General features: G+C 68.0%; 15 protein-coding genes and 4 pseudogenes. 13 read left to right on the forward strand and 6 right to left on the reverse strand.

What is annotated here, in order from left to right:
- The first annotated feature begins 45 nt into the window (after positions 1-45).
- Complete coding sequence (locus H7I87_RS04985; RefSeq protein WP_033726978.1) at positions 46-693, forward strand: cutinase family protein; 648 nt, start codon at positions 46-48, stop codon at positions 691-693.
- A 33-nt stretch (positions 694-726) separates the two neighbouring features.
- Here H7I87_RS04985 and H7I87_RS04990 read toward each other — a convergent pair.
- Positions 727-1626: pseudogene (locus H7I87_RS04990) on the reverse strand (SDR family NAD(P)-dependent oxidoreductase).
- A 730-nt stretch (positions 1627-2356) separates the two neighbouring features.
- Here H7I87_RS04990 and H7I87_RS04995 point away from each other — a divergent pair.
- The 3 genes from H7I87_RS04995 (at position 2357) to H7I87_RS05005 (ending at position 4453) form a co-directional block, all read left to right on the forward strand.
- The gene (locus H7I87_RS04995; RefSeq protein ID WP_033726979.1) at positions 2357-3166 is read left to right on the forward strand and encodes an RNA polymerase sigma factor SigF; all 810 of its coding nucleotides are present in this window, start codon (positions 2357-2359) and stop codon (positions 3164-3166) included.
- A gap of 134 nt (positions 3167-3300) precedes the next feature.
- Positions 3301-3936, forward strand: a complete 636-nt coding sequence (locus tag H7I87_RS05000; RefSeq protein WP_033726980.1) for a hypothetical protein — start codon at positions 3301-3303, stop codon at positions 3934-3936.
- Between the two features lie 25 nt (positions 3937-3961).
- Positions 3962-4453, forward strand: coding sequence for a DUF2231 domain-containing protein (locus H7I87_RS05005; RefSeq protein WP_011725164.1), 492 nt, complete (start codon positions 3962-3964; stop codon positions 4451-4453).
- Positions 4454-4464: 11 nt separating this feature from the next.
- Here H7I87_RS05005 and H7I87_RS05010 read toward each other — a convergent pair whose 3' ends face one another.
- Complete coding sequence (locus H7I87_RS05010; protein WP_033726981.1) at positions 4465-4941, reverse strand: nitroreductase family deazaflavin-dependent oxidoreductase; 477 nt, start codon at positions 4939-4941, stop codon at positions 4465-4467.
- 183 nt (positions 4942-5124) lie between these two features.
- Here H7I87_RS05010 and H7I87_RS05015 point away from each other — a divergent pair, with 183 nt between their 5' ends.
- From H7I87_RS05015 to H7I87_RS05055, 9 genes and pseudogenes are all read left to right on the forward strand, one after another.
- Positions 5125-5859: a TetR/AcrR family transcriptional regulator gene (locus H7I87_RS05015; protein WP_033726982.1), complete on the forward strand. Its 735-nt coding sequence runs from the start codon at positions 5125-5127 to the stop codon at positions 5857-5859.
- Positions 5856-7085, forward strand: a complete 1230-nt coding sequence (locus H7I87_RS05020) for a cytochrome P450 (RefSeq protein WP_033726983.1) — start codon at positions 5856-5858, stop codon at positions 7083-7085. Before H7I87_RS05015 ends, H7I87_RS05020 begins: the two co-directional genes overlap by 4 nt.
- Positions 7079-8026, forward strand: coding sequence for an SDR family oxidoreductase (locus H7I87_RS05025; protein ID WP_033726984.1), 948 nt, complete (start codon positions 7079-7081; stop codon positions 8024-8026). The genes H7I87_RS05020 and H7I87_RS05025 overlap by 7 nt, the downstream gene beginning before the upstream one ends.
- A gap of 70 nt (positions 8027-8096) precedes the next feature.
- The gene (locus H7I87_RS05030; RefSeq protein WP_033726986.1) at positions 8097-9326 is read left to right on the forward strand and encodes a M24 family metallopeptidase; all 1230 of its coding nucleotides are present in this window, start codon (positions 8097-8099) and stop codon (positions 9324-9326) included.
- Between the two features lie 129 nt (positions 9327-9455).
- Positions 9456-10541, forward strand: coding sequence for an IS630 family transposase (locus H7I87_RS05035; protein ID WP_033711221.1), 1086 nt, complete (start codon positions 9456-9458; stop codon positions 10539-10541).
- Positions 10541-11602 (forward strand): annotated as a pseudogene (locus H7I87_RS05040) (M24 family metallopeptidase). The gene H7I87_RS05035 and the pseudogene H7I87_RS05040 overlap by 1 nt, the downstream one beginning before the upstream one ends.
- Positions 11523-12097 (forward strand): annotated as a pseudogene (locus H7I87_RS05045) (DUF222 domain-containing protein). The pseudogenes H7I87_RS05040 and H7I87_RS05045 overlap by 80 nt, the downstream one beginning before the upstream one ends.
- Complete coding sequence (locus H7I87_RS05050) at positions 12081-12305, forward strand: hypothetical protein (RefSeq protein ID WP_033711218.1); 225 nt, start codon at positions 12081-12083, stop codon at positions 12303-12305. Before H7I87_RS05045 ends, H7I87_RS05050 begins: the two are co-directional and overlap by 17 nt.
- Positions 12306-12444: 139 nt before the next feature.
- Positions 12445-12657: a hypothetical protein gene (locus H7I87_RS05055; protein ID WP_033711216.1), complete on the forward strand. Its 213-nt coding sequence runs from the start codon at positions 12445-12447 to the stop codon at positions 12655-12657.
- Between the two features lie 147 nt (positions 12658-12804).
- Here the strand turns inward: H7I87_RS05055 and H7I87_RS05060 are convergent.
- The 4 genes and pseudogenes from H7I87_RS05060 to H7I87_RS05075 form a co-directional block, all read right to left on the reverse strand.
- Positions 12805-13252 (reverse strand): annotated as a pseudogene (locus tag H7I87_RS05060) (hypothetical protein).
- Positions 13216-14307 carry a hypothetical protein gene (locus H7I87_RS05065; protein ID WP_076221080.1) on the reverse strand — a complete coding sequence of 364 codons (1092 nt, stop codon included), beginning with the start codon at positions 14305-14307 and terminating at the stop codon, positions 13216-13218. Before H7I87_RS05065 ends, H7I87_RS05060 begins: the two are co-directional and overlap by 37 nt.
- The gene (locus tag H7I87_RS05070; protein ID WP_033711214.1) at positions 14308-14601 is read right to left on the reverse strand and encodes a hypothetical protein; all 294 of its coding nucleotides are present in this window, start codon (positions 14599-14601) and stop codon (positions 14308-14310) included. It abuts the gene before it with no gap.
- Positions 14602-14939: 338 nt separating this feature from the next.
- The gene (locus tag H7I87_RS05075) at positions 14940-15146 is read right to left on the reverse strand and encodes a hypothetical protein (protein WP_033711212.1); all 207 of its coding nucleotides are present in this window, start codon (positions 15144-15146) and stop codon (positions 14940-14942) included.
- Between the last annotated feature and the right edge of the window lie 146 nt (positions 15147-15292).

The following is a 15292-nucleotide window of genomic DNA, read 5'->3' on the forward strand; positions in this document are numbered from 1 at the left end:
GATCGCGATGTGAAGGCGCGTCCCCTCGCTGGCTTGAGTTGTGCTGTGCTGTCGCCGTTTTCGGCGCTGCTCCTCGGTCCGGCGCTCGTCGGCCCGGCCGCGCCGGCAGCCGCGGATTCGTGCCCTGACGTCGAGGTGGTGTTTGCTCGCGGCACCTCCGAACCTCCCGGCGTCGGACGGATCGGCCAGAGCTTCGTCGACACGCTGCGGTCGCGCCTCGGCACGAAGTCCGTGGGCGTCTACCCCGTCAACTACCCCGCCACCACCGACTTCCCCACCGCCGCCGACGGCATCAGCGATGCCGGCGCCCACGTGCAGCAGATGGCCGCGAACTGCCCCCGGACCAAGATGGTGCTGGGCGGCTACTCCCAGGGCGCCGCGGTGATGGGCTTCGTCACCGAAAGTGCGGTGCCGGACGGGGTCCAGCCGGTGCAGTCGCTGCAGCCGATGCCGGCGGCCGTCGCCAACCACGTGGCGGCCGTTGCCCTGTTCGGCAAGCCGTCGGCGCAGTTCATGAGCATCATCAACGAGCCGCCGGTCACCATCGGGCCGCTGTATGCCGCCAAGACCATCGAATTGTGCGTGCCGGGCGACCCGATCTGTTCCGGGGCGGTGAACCCGGCCGCGCATCGGCAGTACGTCGAGGCGGGGATGGTCGATCAGGCGGTCGACTTCACCACCGACCGGGTGTAGGCCGCAATCGTCGGCACGTCCGGATCCGGCGGGTCATGGTGTCGCTGCCGCGCCGATCATCGTGTGCACCTCCTCGATCGACCACGGCCCGGCCCGATGATGATCGCGGTAGCCCAGCAGGCGCGGTGTTTGACGGTCGAAGCTGCCTACGAAACCGCCTGCGGCGACAAGGATCTGGCCCGTCACGTCGCGCGCCAAGTCGCTGACGAGGTAACCGTAGACCGGCGCCACGAAGACGGGCGGGGCGCTGTCCAGCTAGGCCCGCTTGGTCATGTCGTCGAGCAGCCCGCGACGGTGCAGGTCCTCGATGTGTCGTTCGTAGTCGGCGCCGGTGGACAGCCGTGTCCGGGCGCCGGGACACACCACGTTGGCCCGGACGCCGTATGCCTTCAATTCGGCGGCGATGGCCATGGTCAGTGCGTTGACGGCACCCTTGCCCGCCGGGTAGCCGGTCCCGCCGTAGTCGCCCAGGAACGCCACCGAGCTGGTGTTGACGATGGACCCGTGCCGCTGCTCGACCATGACCGGGGCGGCCGCCCGGCAGGTGTGGAAAGCGGTGCCCAGGTGGGCGCCGATGAGGTGGTCGAATTCGTCGGCGGTGATGTTCAGGATCGACGAGCCCGCGGGTTCGGCGATGCCGGCGCAGTTGATCAAGGCGTCCAGCCGCCCGAACGCGCCGATGCACTCGTCGACGAGGCTTCGGGCGATGCGCTCGTCGTCGGCGGCGCCCACCACCGCGGTGGCCCGCCCCTTGGCCGCGGTGATCGCCGCAACCGTCTCCTGCACGGCCTGCGGGTCGCGGCCGTTGACGACCACCCCGGCGCCCAGGCCGGCCAGCAGTTCGGCGACCGCGCGCCCGATGCCGCGGCTGCCGCCCGACACCACCGCGCCGCGCCCGGACAGTAACGCGTCGGCGCCGCTCACCGCGCCCACCGCCCAGCGCCGGCTTGCGGGCGAGGTAAAACCTTGCGCGCGAACGATTTTCGCGATTGGATGCCGGCGAGCCGCCCGGCAGGAATGTCGAACATTAGCCGAACAGTACCGAGCCGTCGCGAAAATGAGAACAGGCGCTCCCGGCCAACCGGATGGTCGGGCACCTACGCGACCGCCGGGTGCGCGGCCGCGCCGAAAATCCGAACGGATACGCCCCCGTGCACACCGGCGTGAAACGGGTCACCGAGGGCCGTCGGGACCCCACACCAGGCTGCGACGCTGTTTGCTCACGGCCAATCCGGACGGCACGGAGCACTGGTGACGCGGCCGCCGGGCCATCCCCGAGCCTTGCTGGGCCGGCGCTGATACACGTCGGAAACTGTTAAGAAAAGCCCGCAATCTGCTGCCGTGAGCGATCGCCGGGTGCGGCGATGGGGCGTATAGTCGCCACTGAAGTCCGATATGGACGCGTCGCCGTTTAGCTAAAAGCGGCCCGGTCAGCCTCACGGCTACTGAGCTTGGTATGGCTCCGGCGATCCACGATCCGAGTCATCTTCCTGCTAGTCCGTGCGACGGGTAATCGACCGTCCGGCGGATAAGGATGCAGTGGAGGCGACCGTGCGCATCGCTGCGAGGTCCCGCTGCACGACTCGAGGAGTGAGTCAGCAATGCAAACTTGTTCCCGCGCAGTTGTTTACCCGATTCGTCGAGTGAAGAGGTACGCCAGCCTATGACCAACGCAATCGCTCCGACACCTACAGCTGCCCGGCCCACCAGCCAATCCGACGATTCGTACGAAGACGTCGTCGAGATGTTCCTGGAACTGCGCCGGATGCCCGCGGAATCGCACGAGTATTGCCGTCAGCGTGAGCGCATCGTGGCCCGATGCCTGCCTCTGGCCGATCACGTGGCCAGCCATTTCGCCCGCCGCGGCGAGGGTCTCGACGACTTGGTCCAGGTCGCGCGGCTGGGGCTGATGAACGCCGTCAACCGCTTCGATCCGGCGAAGGGTCCCAGCTTCATCGGGTTCGCCGTGCCCACCATGATGGGCGAGGTCCGCCGCTATTTCCGCGACTACAGCTGGGGGATGCGGGTGCCCCGGCGGCTGCGCGAGTTGCACGTGCAGATCAGCAGGACGACCGCCGACCTCGCCCAGCAGCTCGGCCGGGCGCCGAACGCCGGCGAGCTGTCGCAGGTGCTCGAGGTTCCGCGGGAAGAGATCGTCGAATGCCTGGTCGCCGGCGACGCCTATCGCCTCGACTCGTTGGATGCGCCGCAGGGTGCGGACAGTTCCGGGACGCCGCGCTCGGTGGCCGACTCGGTGGGCGACATCGACCCGCAGATCGAGCACATCACCAACCGGGAAGCGCTGCGGGTCCTGGTTGCCACCCTGCCGCACCGCGAACGCGAGGTGTTGCGGATGCGGTTCTTCGAATCCATGACGCAGAGCCAGATAGCCGAGCGGATCGGCGTCTCGCAGATGCAGGTCTCGCGCATCCTGGCAAACACCCTGCGCTGCCTGCGCGACCAGCTCGAGTAAACCGTTCATACCAGGAGTGCTCCGCGGCATTCGCTGCCGCGGAGCACTGTACTGTGCGATGCGGAAGACGAACCCGACTGTGTCGCCGGGAAGGTCGCCAGGAAGCCTGCAAGCCTGGAAGGGAGCTCGATGCGATGAGGACTTCACGTGCGGTGATCGCGGGAGTGGCGGCGACGACGGCGCTGGCCGTGTCGGTCGCGGGGTGCGGCAGCAACAACAAGTCGCAGCCTTCGACGTCGAAGACCGGATCCGCCACCTCGTCGACCTCGGCCACCAGCCCCGCTGCGGCACCGCCCTCGTCGCCGGCGCCGGCGACGCCCAACGAGTACGCCAAGCTGCTCATCCAGGCGAGCGACATCAATGCGCCGGTCGCCTTCACCGGCGCTCCACCGACCGACAACCCCAACGGCCAGCCCGGCGTGTCCACCACCTTCAAAGACGAGGACGGCAGCCACGCCATCAAGATCACCATCGGCATCTACGACGACCCCGGCGCCGCGACCAACGAGTTGAACGCGGCGAAGGGCCAGCAGGGCGCCGTGGTCAAAGACCCCAGCACGCAGCCGTCCAACATCGGCAGCGGCGGCACGATGCTGATGGGTAACGCACCCGACCGCAGCAAGGGTGTGGTGGTACTGCTGTTCACCGAGGGCAAGGCGCTGGCGACGCTGGAGTTCGACGGTCCCACCGACACGCTGGCCCCGCCCGAATTCGTCAACGACGTCGGCCAGAAGCAGGACGCGGCCATCAAGAAGGGGCTGGGCGGCTAGCTAGCAGCTGCGGAGGGGGCGCGACGTGAACGTCATCAACGGGATGCCGGCCCATGCGCTGCTGGTGCATTTCGTTCTGGTGCTGGTGCCGCTGACGGCGCTGCTGGACATCGTGTGCGGGCTCTGGCCGGCGGCGCGGCGCGGGCAGCTGATGCTGCTGACGGTGATCCTGGCCGTGGTCACGATGGCGCTGACGCCGATCACCATCGACGCCGGCGGATGGCTGTACGACCAGCGGGCCAACCCCAGCCCCATCCTGCAGGAGCACGCCACCCTCGGCAGTGCGATGACCTACTTTTCCGCCGCCCTGCTGGCGGTCGCGATCGTGCTGGCACTGCTGGGCCTGATCGAACGCCGGTCGGACAAGCGGCGTCTGCTGACCCGCGGCGTCGTCGCGGTCCTGGCGCTGGGCATCGGCATCGCCTCGATGGTCCAGATCTACCGGGTGGGTGACGCTGGGGCCCAATCGGTTTGGGGCGGCGAGATAGCGCACCTGAAAAAGGCGCACCCGGGATAACGGTCCCCGGATCAGCCGGTCGGGGTGAGCAGAAACAGCCGAAATCGCCGCGCACCCGCGAGTTCTTGGGCCAGACCGTAATTCGGCCAGTGCGCCAGCGCGGCGGCCCAGGCCGCGTCGCGCTCTTGTCCACTGAACAGCTGCACCGCCGCGACGAAACGATGCCCCCGCCTGCGCACCGTGACCCGTTGTGCCGCTTCGAGATTCGCCGACCACGACGGGTGCCGCCGGCGTCCCCAGTTCGAACCGACCAACAACAGACCGTCACGAAAAGGGACGTACTGCACCGTCGCGCTTCGGGCGAGGCCGGTCTTGCGTCCCGAGACGGTGATCCGCACATTCGGCAGACCGGCGAGGTCGAGCACTCCCAGCCGCCCCTTCGTGGCGAACCGCAGCAGCGCCTCCAGACCCTCGACGATCGGCCGCCCGCGGCCCATCAGCAGGCGGTAGACCGCCCGGCTGCGGGCCAACCGCTGCAGCGAATTCATGCCACGACTGTATTCGCCGTGAGCCGCCTGCAGGCGTCAGCGCGATGAAATGCCGTCGACGCGCCCACCTTTGACCGAGGCAGCCCGCCCCACCCGGGTCCGCCTGGCGTCGCCCGGGGTGCGACGCCTGCCCTCGCCCGCGGTGCGACGGTAAATAAATTGCTTGATTTAACACGACGGTGGGTGTTCACTGAGGCGATGATCGCCGAGCGCATCGCTCGTTCCGACAGATCGACGGGCACCCGAGAGGCCATCCTGTCGGCCGCCGAGGTGTTGTTCGCCGAGCGCGGGATGTACGCCGTGTCGAACCGGCAGATCAGCGAAGCCGCCGGGCAGGGCAACAACGCCGCCGCCTGCTACCACTTCGGCACCCGGGTCGATCTGCTCCGGGCCATCGAGGGCAAGCACCGCGAGCCGATCGAGAAGCTGCGCGCGCAGATGTTGGCCGCCGTCGGCGATTCCACCGAGCTGCGCGACTGGGTGGGCGCGCTGGTGCGCCCGCTGACCGACCACCTGTCCGCGCTGGGCACCCCCAGCTGGTATGCCCGGTTCGCCGCCCAGGCCATGGCGGATCCCAGCTACCGCCACGTGGTCACCAAGGACGCGCTGAGTTCGCCGTTGCTGGTGCGCACCCTCGACGGCATCAGCCGCTGCCTTCCCGAGCTGCCCCGGCGGGTGCGGGCTGAGCGCATGGTCATGGTGCGCAACCTGCTCATGCACACCTGCGCCGAGCACGAGGGCGCGCTGGCCGAACACGGGCCGCGGTCCCGGTCGGCGTGGCCGGTCGCCGCGGAAGGGCTGATCGACGCCATCGTCGGGCTGTGGCGAGCGCCGGTGCATGTGGCGGCCGCGGCCGGTCCCACGGGGCAGACCACGGCACCGGCCACCGGGCAGACCGATCACCGAGGAGCACCATGACGCAGCCGTCGACCGACGCCGACACCGACATTCCGGACTTCCCGATGACGCGGGCCCCGGGCTGCCCGTTCGCCCCGCCACCGAAGGTGTTGCAGCTCAACGCCGACAAGCAGCTGAGCAGGGTGCGGATCTGGGACGGCAGCACCCCGTGGCTGGTCCACGGCTACCAGGCGATCCGCGCGTTGTTCGCCGATGCGCGCACCAGTGTGGACGACCGCCTGCCCGGTTATCCGCACTGGAACGAGGGCATGCTCGCCACGGTGCACAAGCGGCCGCGTTCGGTGTTCACCTCCGACGCCGAGGAGCACACCAGGTTTCGCCGGATGCTGTCCAAACCGTTCACCTTCAAGCGGGTGGAGGCGCTGCGGCCGGCGGTGCAGAAGATCACCGATGACCACATCGACGCGCTGCTGAGGGGTCCGAACCCGGGCGACATCGTCAGCACCGTCTCGCTGCCGGTCCCCTCGCTGGTCATCAGCGAACTGCTGGGGGTGCCGTACGAGGACGCGGAGTTCTTCCAGACCCAAGCCCAGCGCGGCATGGGCCGGTACGCGACCGAGGAGGACACCGCTCAGGGCGCGGCCTCGTTGGCGAAGTATCTGGCCAACCTGGTCCGGGCCAAAATGCAAAGTCCCTCAGAGGATTTGGTGTCCGACCTGGCGGAGCGGGTCAACGCCGAAGAGATCAGCGTGCGCGAGGCCGCGCAGCTGGCCACCGGCGTGCTGATCGCGGGCCATGAGACCACCGCGAACATGATCAGCCTCAGTGTGGCAGCGTTGCTCGAGCATCCCGACCAGCGTGCGCTGTTGTGCGACACCGACGACCCCAGGGTCATCGCCACCGCGGTCGAAGAGCTCATGCGCTACCTGAGCATCATCCAGACCGGGCAGCGGCGCATCGCCATCGAGGACATCGAGATCGGCGGTGAGACGATCCGGGCCGGCGAGGGCATCATCCTCGACGTCGCTCCCGCGAATTGGGATGCCCGCCAATTCCCCAACCCGGACCGGCTGGACCTGCGCCGCGAAGACGGGCCCCACGTCGGGTTCGGCTACGGTCGCCACCAATGCGTGGGTCAGCAGCTGGCCCGGATGGAACTGCAGATCGTCCTGCCCACGTTGCTGCGCCGCGTCCCCACGCTGCGCCTCGCCGCGCCGCTGGACGAGCTGCCGTTCAAACACGACGCACTGGCCTACGGCCTCTACGAGCTGCCCGTGACATGGTGAAGCCCGACCTGACTCTTGAAATACCCGATCTGCGAGGCAAATTCGCCGTCGTGACGGGGGCCAACAGCGGCTTGGGGTTCGGACTGGCCAAGCGGCTTGCGGCGGCGGGCGCCGAGGCGGTGTTGGCGGTCCGCGACCCGGCCAAGGGCGACCAGGCGGTCGCCGCGATCCGGCGGGAGGTCCCCCAGGCCAAGCTCACGATCCGCCAGCTGGACCTGTCGTCGCTGCGCAGCGTGGCCGCGCTGGGTGAACAGCTGACCGCCGAGGGGCGTCCGATCGACATCTTGATCAACAACGCCGGCGTGATGGCCCCGCCCCGGCGGCAGCAGACCAGCGACGGATTCGAATTACAGTTCGGCACAAACCATCTCGGGCACTTCGCGTTGACGGGACGCCTGCTGGCGCTGCTGCGCGCCGCGGACTCCGCCCGGGTGGTCACCGTCAGCAGTATCGCCGCCACCCAGCGCAAACTCGACTTCGCCGACGTGAACGCCGAACACGGCTACCAACCCATGTACAGCTACGGGGTGGCCAAACTGGCACAGCTGATGTTCGCCGTGGAGCTGGACCGGCGCAGCCGGCTCGGCGGTTGGGGTCTGATGTCCAACGCCGCGCACCCCGGACTGGCCAAGACCAATCTGCTCAGCGGCGCCTCCTACGGCCGCAGCGCGCCGACTTTGCAGGCCCGGCTCACCCGGCTGACGTGGCGGCTGCTGCCGTTCATGTGGCTCGACATCGACGAGGCCGTCAAGCCGACGCTGTATGCCGCGGTGTCACCGGATGCGCAGGGCGCTCGCTACTATGGCCCGCGCGGGTTCTACGAAACCGCCAGGGGCGGCGTGACTTTCGCGCGCGTGCCGCCGCTGGCGCGCAGCGAGCCCGAGATGGCGCGGTTGTGGCGGCTCTCCGAACAGCTCAGCGGCGTCGACTATCCCGGCTGAACGGCAGCAACGACCACGAAGGGACGATGGTGCTGATGCCGGGGCGAAAGCAATTCCTGGGGATTTCAGCGTGACGGCCTCAGCGCGCGGATCGGTGATCGACATCCCCGACGAGCCGGACTGGGCGCGGATGCGCGCCGAGACCGGGGTCCGGTTGCGCGGCGCGATGGCCGACCACGGCGTCGACGCGTTGATCCTGCTGATGAACGGCTACGTGGGATATGCGACGGGAGCCAGCTGGCCGTTGCTGGACGCGGGCCTGTCCCACGTGGAGCGCCCGGTCGCCGTCGTGCTCGCCGACGACGAGCATCCGCACCTGTTCATGCCGTTCCGCAGCGGCGCATCCGCGGCATCACCGGTACCCGACGACCACCTGCACGGACCCGCCTACCTCGAATTCGACCACGGCGTCCAGGATTTCGCGCGGACGCTGGCCGATCTTGTCCCGCCACGGGGGCGCATCGCCGTCGACGAACTCACCGGGGCGATGCGCCGGGCCGCGGCCACCCTGTTTCCGTCCGGCCCGCCGACGGATGCGGCGACGGTGCTCGGCGCCGCGCAACTGGTGAAGACCCGCGACGAGTTGTCGTGTCTGCGCCGGGCCGCCCGGATCACCGAAGAGGCCATCGTCGACGTGCAGCGGGCGCTGCGGCCGGGGGTACGGCAGATCGACCTTTCGGCCACCTTCGTCCGCCGCGCATTCGAACTGGGCGCCACCACCAACATGCTGGAGGCGATCTGGCAGGTGATGCCGAGTTCGCGGGAAGCCGGGGTATGGACGACGCATGGCGATCTGGCGCTTCCGCTGCTGCCCACCGAGCGGGAACTGGCCGCCGGCGATGTGTTGTGGACCGACATCAGCATCACCTATGCCGGATACTGTTCAGACTTCGGCCGGACCTGGCTGGTGGGCCGGGAGCCCACGCCGCGGCAACAGGACCAGTTCCACCGCTGGCGCGACATCCTGGACGCCGTGCTGGCGGTGACCAAAGCCGGTGTCACGTCGGGTGATCTGGCGCGTGCGGCGATCGCCGCGAACGGCGGGCGCAAACCGTGGCTGCCGCATTTCTATCTGGGCCACGGCATCGGCACCTATCCCGCCGAAGCCCCGATGATCGGCACGGATCTCGGTGAGGAGTTCGACGACAACTTCGTCTTTCCCCCGGGCATGGTTCTGGTGCTGGAACCCGTGGTGTGGGAGGACTGGACCGGAGGCTATCGCAGTGAGGAGATCGTGGTGATCACCGAGGACGGCTACCTGCCGATCACCGACTACCCCTATGCGCCCTATGGCGACTGAGGTTCTGCCCGATGCCCCGGCGCTGCGGTCGGCACGCCGGCAACGGGCGCTGGCGGCGATGGATGAGCACGGCCTCGACATGCTAGTGTCGTGAGTTGTTAATCCGCGATCACTGGGTAGACTTGGGCTGTGCCGAGTCCGATTGCTGTGCCTGTGGTGTTGACCGATGACGAGCGTGAACAGTTGCAGGGGTGGGCGCGACGTCCGAAGAGCGCCCAGGCGTTGGCCCTGCGTTCACGCATTGTGCTTGCCTGCGAAGGGGATTCGAGTAACACCGCGATAGCACGTGATCTGGGTATCACGCGGGGGATGGTGACCAAGTGGCGTAATCGCTTTGCCGCTGACCGCATCGAGGGGCTGCTCGACCAGCCGCGCCCGGGCCGGCCCCGGGTGGTCGGTGATGAGCGGATTGAAGCGTTGATCACCGCGACGCTCGAGACCACACCGCCTGATGCCACGCACTGGTCGACGCGCTCGATGGCCGAGCATCTGGGGTTGAGCCAGTCGATGGTCTCGCGGGTGTGGCGGGCGTTCGGATTGGCTCCGCACAAACAGGATTCGTGGAAGCTGTCCAAGGATCCGCTGTTCGTCCAGAAGGTCCGTGACGTCGTCGGGTTGTATCTGAATCCGCCCGAGCGCGCGGTGGTGTTGTGCGTGGATGAGAAAACCCAGATCCAGGCGCTTAACCGCACCGCACCGGTGTTCCCGATGCTGCCCGGCACCCCGGCGCGCGCCAGCCACGACTACGTCCGCCATGGCACCTCAAGCCTGTATGCCGCCCTGGATCTGGCCACCGGCCAGGTCATCGGCGCCCTGCACTCGCGCCACCGCGCCCAAGAATTTCTGGCCTTCCTGAAAAAGATCGACGCTCATGTCCCCGCCGACCTGGATTGCCACGTCGTACTGGACAACGCCTCCACCCACAAAACACCGCAGGTCAAACGCTGGCTGACCGCGCACCCACGCTTCGTCTTGCACTTCACCCCGACCAGCTCAAGCTGGCTCAACCTCGTCGAACGCTGGTTCGCCGAACTGACCACCAAAAAACTACGCCGCGGCACCCACACCTCGGTGCGCCAACTCAACACCGACATCCGCACCTGGATCCAAACCTGGAACGACAACCCGCGCCCCTACGTCTGGACCAAGACCGCCGATCAAATCCTGGAATCCATCGCCAACTACTGCAAGCGGATTAACGACTCACAACACTAGTGCTCGGCCGGCAGGCCAACGTCCGGTACGTCACCGGCGCGCCGCAGCTCTGGATAGCCGGAACGCGACCGTTCGGCCCGATGTGCGTGCTGGTGCGCGCCACCGGGGACATCTATCTGAACAGCACCGACGACGAGGGTGTCCCGGAGGAGATCGACCACGATCACCTGTACGGCCTGGCCTGGAATCCGGTGACGCTGATCGACGTGCTCAGGAAGGTCGAGGGCGCCGAATCGGCGCGGCGGGTCGGAACCGACGCGCTCACACCGACTTTCGCCGCCTTGCTGCCCGAGGCGTTCCCCAATGCCGAACTCGTGGACGCCGAGCCGGCGATGCGTGCGGCGCTGCGCATCAAGACGCCCGACGAAATCACCGCGATGGGTGCGGCGCTGCGCGTCGCCGAGCACGGATTGGCTGCTGCGCTGGCCGAATTGGCGCCGGGCGTGGCGGAGCGGACGCTGGCCGGGGCCATGATGGCGGCGATGGCCGCGGGTGGGGTCAGCACGCCGGCCACCCAGGATGCCGCGTGGGTGACGTCGCGGGAACGGCTGTGGCGGCGGGCCTTTTCGGGCGAGGTGCGCCCGGGTGACCTGGTGGCGTTCGCCGCCGGGGCGCTGGCCGACGGTTATGTGGCCGAGGTGGGCCGCACCTGGCCGGCCGGTGATACGGTCGGCGGTCAGGTTCGCGCGCTGTTCGGCCGGTCGAATGCGTTGTACGACAGGATGCTTGCCGCCTGCCGCCCCGGTGCGTCCACCGGTGATCTGCTCGCCGCCTATCGCGCTGTCGATGAGCCGGTACCGCCGATGCCGGTGGCGCACGGGCTGGGCCTCGGTTTCGATCCGCCGGTGGTGTCCGAAACACTGGCGGCCTGAGGAGAACGGGATCGGCTGGAGGCCGGCATGGTGTTGGCGATCACCGGCTACGTGTGGCAGCGCGGGATCGGCGCGGTGTTCCGCCGCGACACCGTCCACATCACCGAGGGTGGGGTGCAGGGAAGAGATCGTCGAGGTCTTCGATGCGCTGGATGCTGCGGTCGACCGCCTGGGCGAGTTGAGTTTTGACGCGTTGACACCGCGCGAGTGTCTATCGTTGTTGCAGCGTTGCGAGACGGTGCGCCGACGCCTGCCTGTCCCCGAGCATCAGCTGATCAATCATGTTGCGCGGCAAGCCAGCCCGGCGGAGTTGGGTGGCCGGCTTTCGCATGCGATCGCCGAGGCCACCCTGATCAGCCGCGCCGAGGCCGCCCGGCGGGTACACACCGCCGCTGACCTGGGCCCCGCGTCGGGTTGACCGGCGAGCCGTTGCCTCCGCTGCTGGCGGCCACCGCGGCCGCGCAACGCGCGGGGTGGTTGGGTCTCGAGCAGGTGGCGGTGATCCGCAAGTTCTGCCACCAGTTGGTGAGGGATGACAGCAGGGGAACAGCTACGCGCCGCGCTCGCCGCCGCGCTGGCCCGCGAAAGCGTCAAGCGCGGCGAAACCATCCGGTGGGACGAACGCGAGCAACAGCACATCGACGCTGCCTGCCGAGCTGCCGACGCCGTGCAGCTGCTCGATGAGCGGATCGAGGCTGAGCGCGCCGGCGAGGGCAATGGTTCGCTGATCGTGAAATACCTGGCTGAGCGTCGGCTGCAAGACGACAAGGTTTCCGAGCACCTAAAGTGGTTGCAGCTCGAGGAGTTTGCGCCGCTGAAGTCGCCGCAGCACGTGGCGGCTGGCCAGAAGCGCTGGGAAGGCGTGTACCGCGGACGGAAGGGGACGGCCTGATGCCTGTTGTGGTGAGCGATGGAAACAACCGCCAAGGCGGCGTTTACCAGGCTGTCCGCGCGGCGGTCGGGGGGACGCCCGCCTCCACGCCGAGCGCATCGCCGGGTGGTCGGTTGACTCCGCCGACTACCCATACCCGTTGCAGCGGATCCTCGACGCGCTGCGCGCGGGCGAACCGACGGACGTGCCCGGGTGGATGCTCCCGGAGGCTGTCCGCGGCATGGTCGGGACACGCAATACCGAGAATGCGCGGAACGCCACCTGTTTCTACGTCGCGGTGCTGCGGCCCGATGACACCGTCATATTCGAGCCGGACGACGGCTCCAAAATGGTCGAATACCTTAAGGTATGACCATTCTGCGGTGGTTGTGGCGGCTGCGGTGGCGGGTCGGTGCGGCGGCCCTGGCCGCCGTCAGGCGCGGGTCACGGCGCTGGAACAGCAGCGGCCGGTGATCGTGCGCGTAGGCGGGAGCAGCGGGTTCCGCTGGAAGTGAAGTGTTTAGCGTGGGGTGCCGCTGCGGTCATCTGCGTTGCCAGCGCGACTATCCAGCGCTTTCGACGTCCACGCTATCGCCCACAATAAGACGACGTATGAGAGTGCATAGCTTGGCGCCATGGCCCACACCGACCATGCTACCCAGTACGTCGCCGGCGAAAAGGGACGCCATTACGCCGACGAGAAGCGCTATGTAAGCGTGCTCGCGTTTCTGTGAAATCTTGCCGCTAGCCCGTTGAGTGAAGTACCAGATCCCTACGGCAACTACGGCTATTGCAGAGGCAATAAAACCGACGACTATCCAGACTGGAACAGACTTGCTGGGGTTGAGGCGAGTTGAATGGAACACCATGTCGACGGCAGTAAGCGCGGCGACATACAGCGGCAGAATGAGCACGGCCCGTTTCATGTTAATCACTTCATCCACCCCGGTATCGGTACATCGGCGCATTCGGCTGCGCCTTCTAGGGCCGCTTTGACAGGGGCTTCCTCTACCCCCTTCGCGAACCCGCCGACAAAGCCGAGGACGGCCCCGGGCAACGCCCCTGCGCCGGCGAACTCGGGAGTGGCTATTCCGCCACCTGCCGCACCGACGATCGCACCCTTGATGCCTGTCTCGAATCCGCCTTTAACCATGTCCTTGCCGACGTTAGCTTTCACCTGACCCCCTACACACTGCCCGAAGCTCGGTTGAGGCGGCACGCTAGGCATCGGTCCTGGCGCTGGCTGAGGACCGGAGTCTGGTCGCGGACCGAATGCCGGCATAGGTGTGGCAGACGGCTGCGCTTGCTGGCCGGGTGACGTCAGAGCTTGCTTGTACTGGTCCAAGAAGCTGGGCTGCGGTCCCGCGGGTTGCGGCTGCGGCTGCGGTCCCGCGGGTTGCGGCTGCGGTCCTCCGTCTTGTTTGAAGTAATCGACTAACTTCGCGCCGTTGTTGCGGTTCGATCCCGGCGTGGTGCGGTTGTCGGCCGGTGTGGCGTGGCCGGAGCCCGGTGTCGGCGCAAAGCCGCCGCCGCTGAGACCAGCGGTAGCGGCGGTGAGTTGGCCTGAGACCTTGGTGTCCGCCGCGTCGAGTTGCTCGGCGCGCAACCGGAGGTCAGCGGCGAACGCTTCGGCCTGGGCTTGGCGTGCGGCGCGTTCTGTCGGGCTGGTGCTGCGGGTATCGGTGACCGAAAGGTCTTCTCCGACAGTGAATCCCGCGTTCTGGGCGTCTTCGACGCCGTACAGGACTCGCCGTTGGGCCGCGCTGATGTCGCTGGCGCCGTTACGGGCTATCCCAGCTGCCTGCCGTAGCAGGTCGGCTTTGCCACTGACGACAGATAGGTCGGCTCCGGTGCGTTGCCGCAGCGCGTCGCCGCCGGCGCCGTGCCAGGTGATGGATTGCGCCTGGTTACGCATGGTGAGGAAGGCGTCTTCCCAGCGATCGGCGGTTTGCGTCCAGAAGGCGGCCGCGTCGATGAGGTGCTCGGTGCTCCACGCCTGGATTTGCGACAGGGTTGCTGGCATCTACACCACCGTCACTCCGGCGATGTTGGACATGTCGGCCGCCGAGGTGGCCTCCTGCGCCGTGTATCCGTCGGCCGCGGTCGTGACCCCGCCGACCGTTTCCTGCGTCCGCGCGGTGAAGGCCGCTGCGGTGACACCGATCGCCGCGTTGACGGCGTTCACGGCCGCCGTCGTGGCCTGGAACGGTTGCCCCGGCGACGGCGGCGCCCCCACGAGCTGGGAGGTGAGCGCTTCCCACTGGCCGGCTGTAGCTACCAGCTCGGGCGGGAGAACCTGCATTGAACCTTGCCCCATAACCGCCTGAGTTTATGCGGGTCACAGGTGGATTGCTATGCACAAGGCGGCTGGCGACACGTACCCCGGGGCGGCGCCGGCGGTAGCGGGCGGGGGGCGGCGGCAGCGGCCGGCGCCACCACACAAACGGCGGCCATCGCGGCGACGCCGGCCAGCCACCAGCGGATCATCGGTTCCGCTCCCCGAGTACTGGCCCAGCAGCACAGCGCCGAACAGGACAGCGGTTATCGCGCCGGCGGCGAGACCGACCGCCGCAGCGACATAGACGGCCGCGCAGAAGGTCACTGCGGCGGTCACTGCAACCGCTGCGGCGATGCGTTCGGGCCAGCTACGGCGGCTCACAGTGCACGCCCTGCGGGGTGGCGCTGCTTGGCCGCGTCGATCGCCTGGCGGCGTTGCGCGGAGCGCAGCGCGTTGCCGGACTGCATGAGGACCGACGCCGCGTCGAACAGCCTGGCGTGGTCACCGCACGACCCGAGGTCGACACCGACGCTTGCGTACACGTCGTAGCGGGCCTCGCCGGCCGCGAAGTCGTGCCGTTGCAAGACAGCTCGCGCGAGTCCGGCCTGGGCTTGACCCCGTTTGGTGGACACAGGGTTAGGCGGCTTGTGCCGTCTGAGTGAATCTATTCTCGTAGTCGACGGGGCTGATCATACCGAGGGCCGAGTGACGGCGGCGTCGGTTGTAGACC

Origin of the sequence: Mycobacterium timonense, assembly GCF_025821985.1 — a bacterium.
Taxonomy (GTDB): domain Bacteria; phylum Actinomycetota; class Actinomycetes; order Mycobacteriales; family Mycobacteriaceae; genus Mycobacterium; species Mycobacterium avium.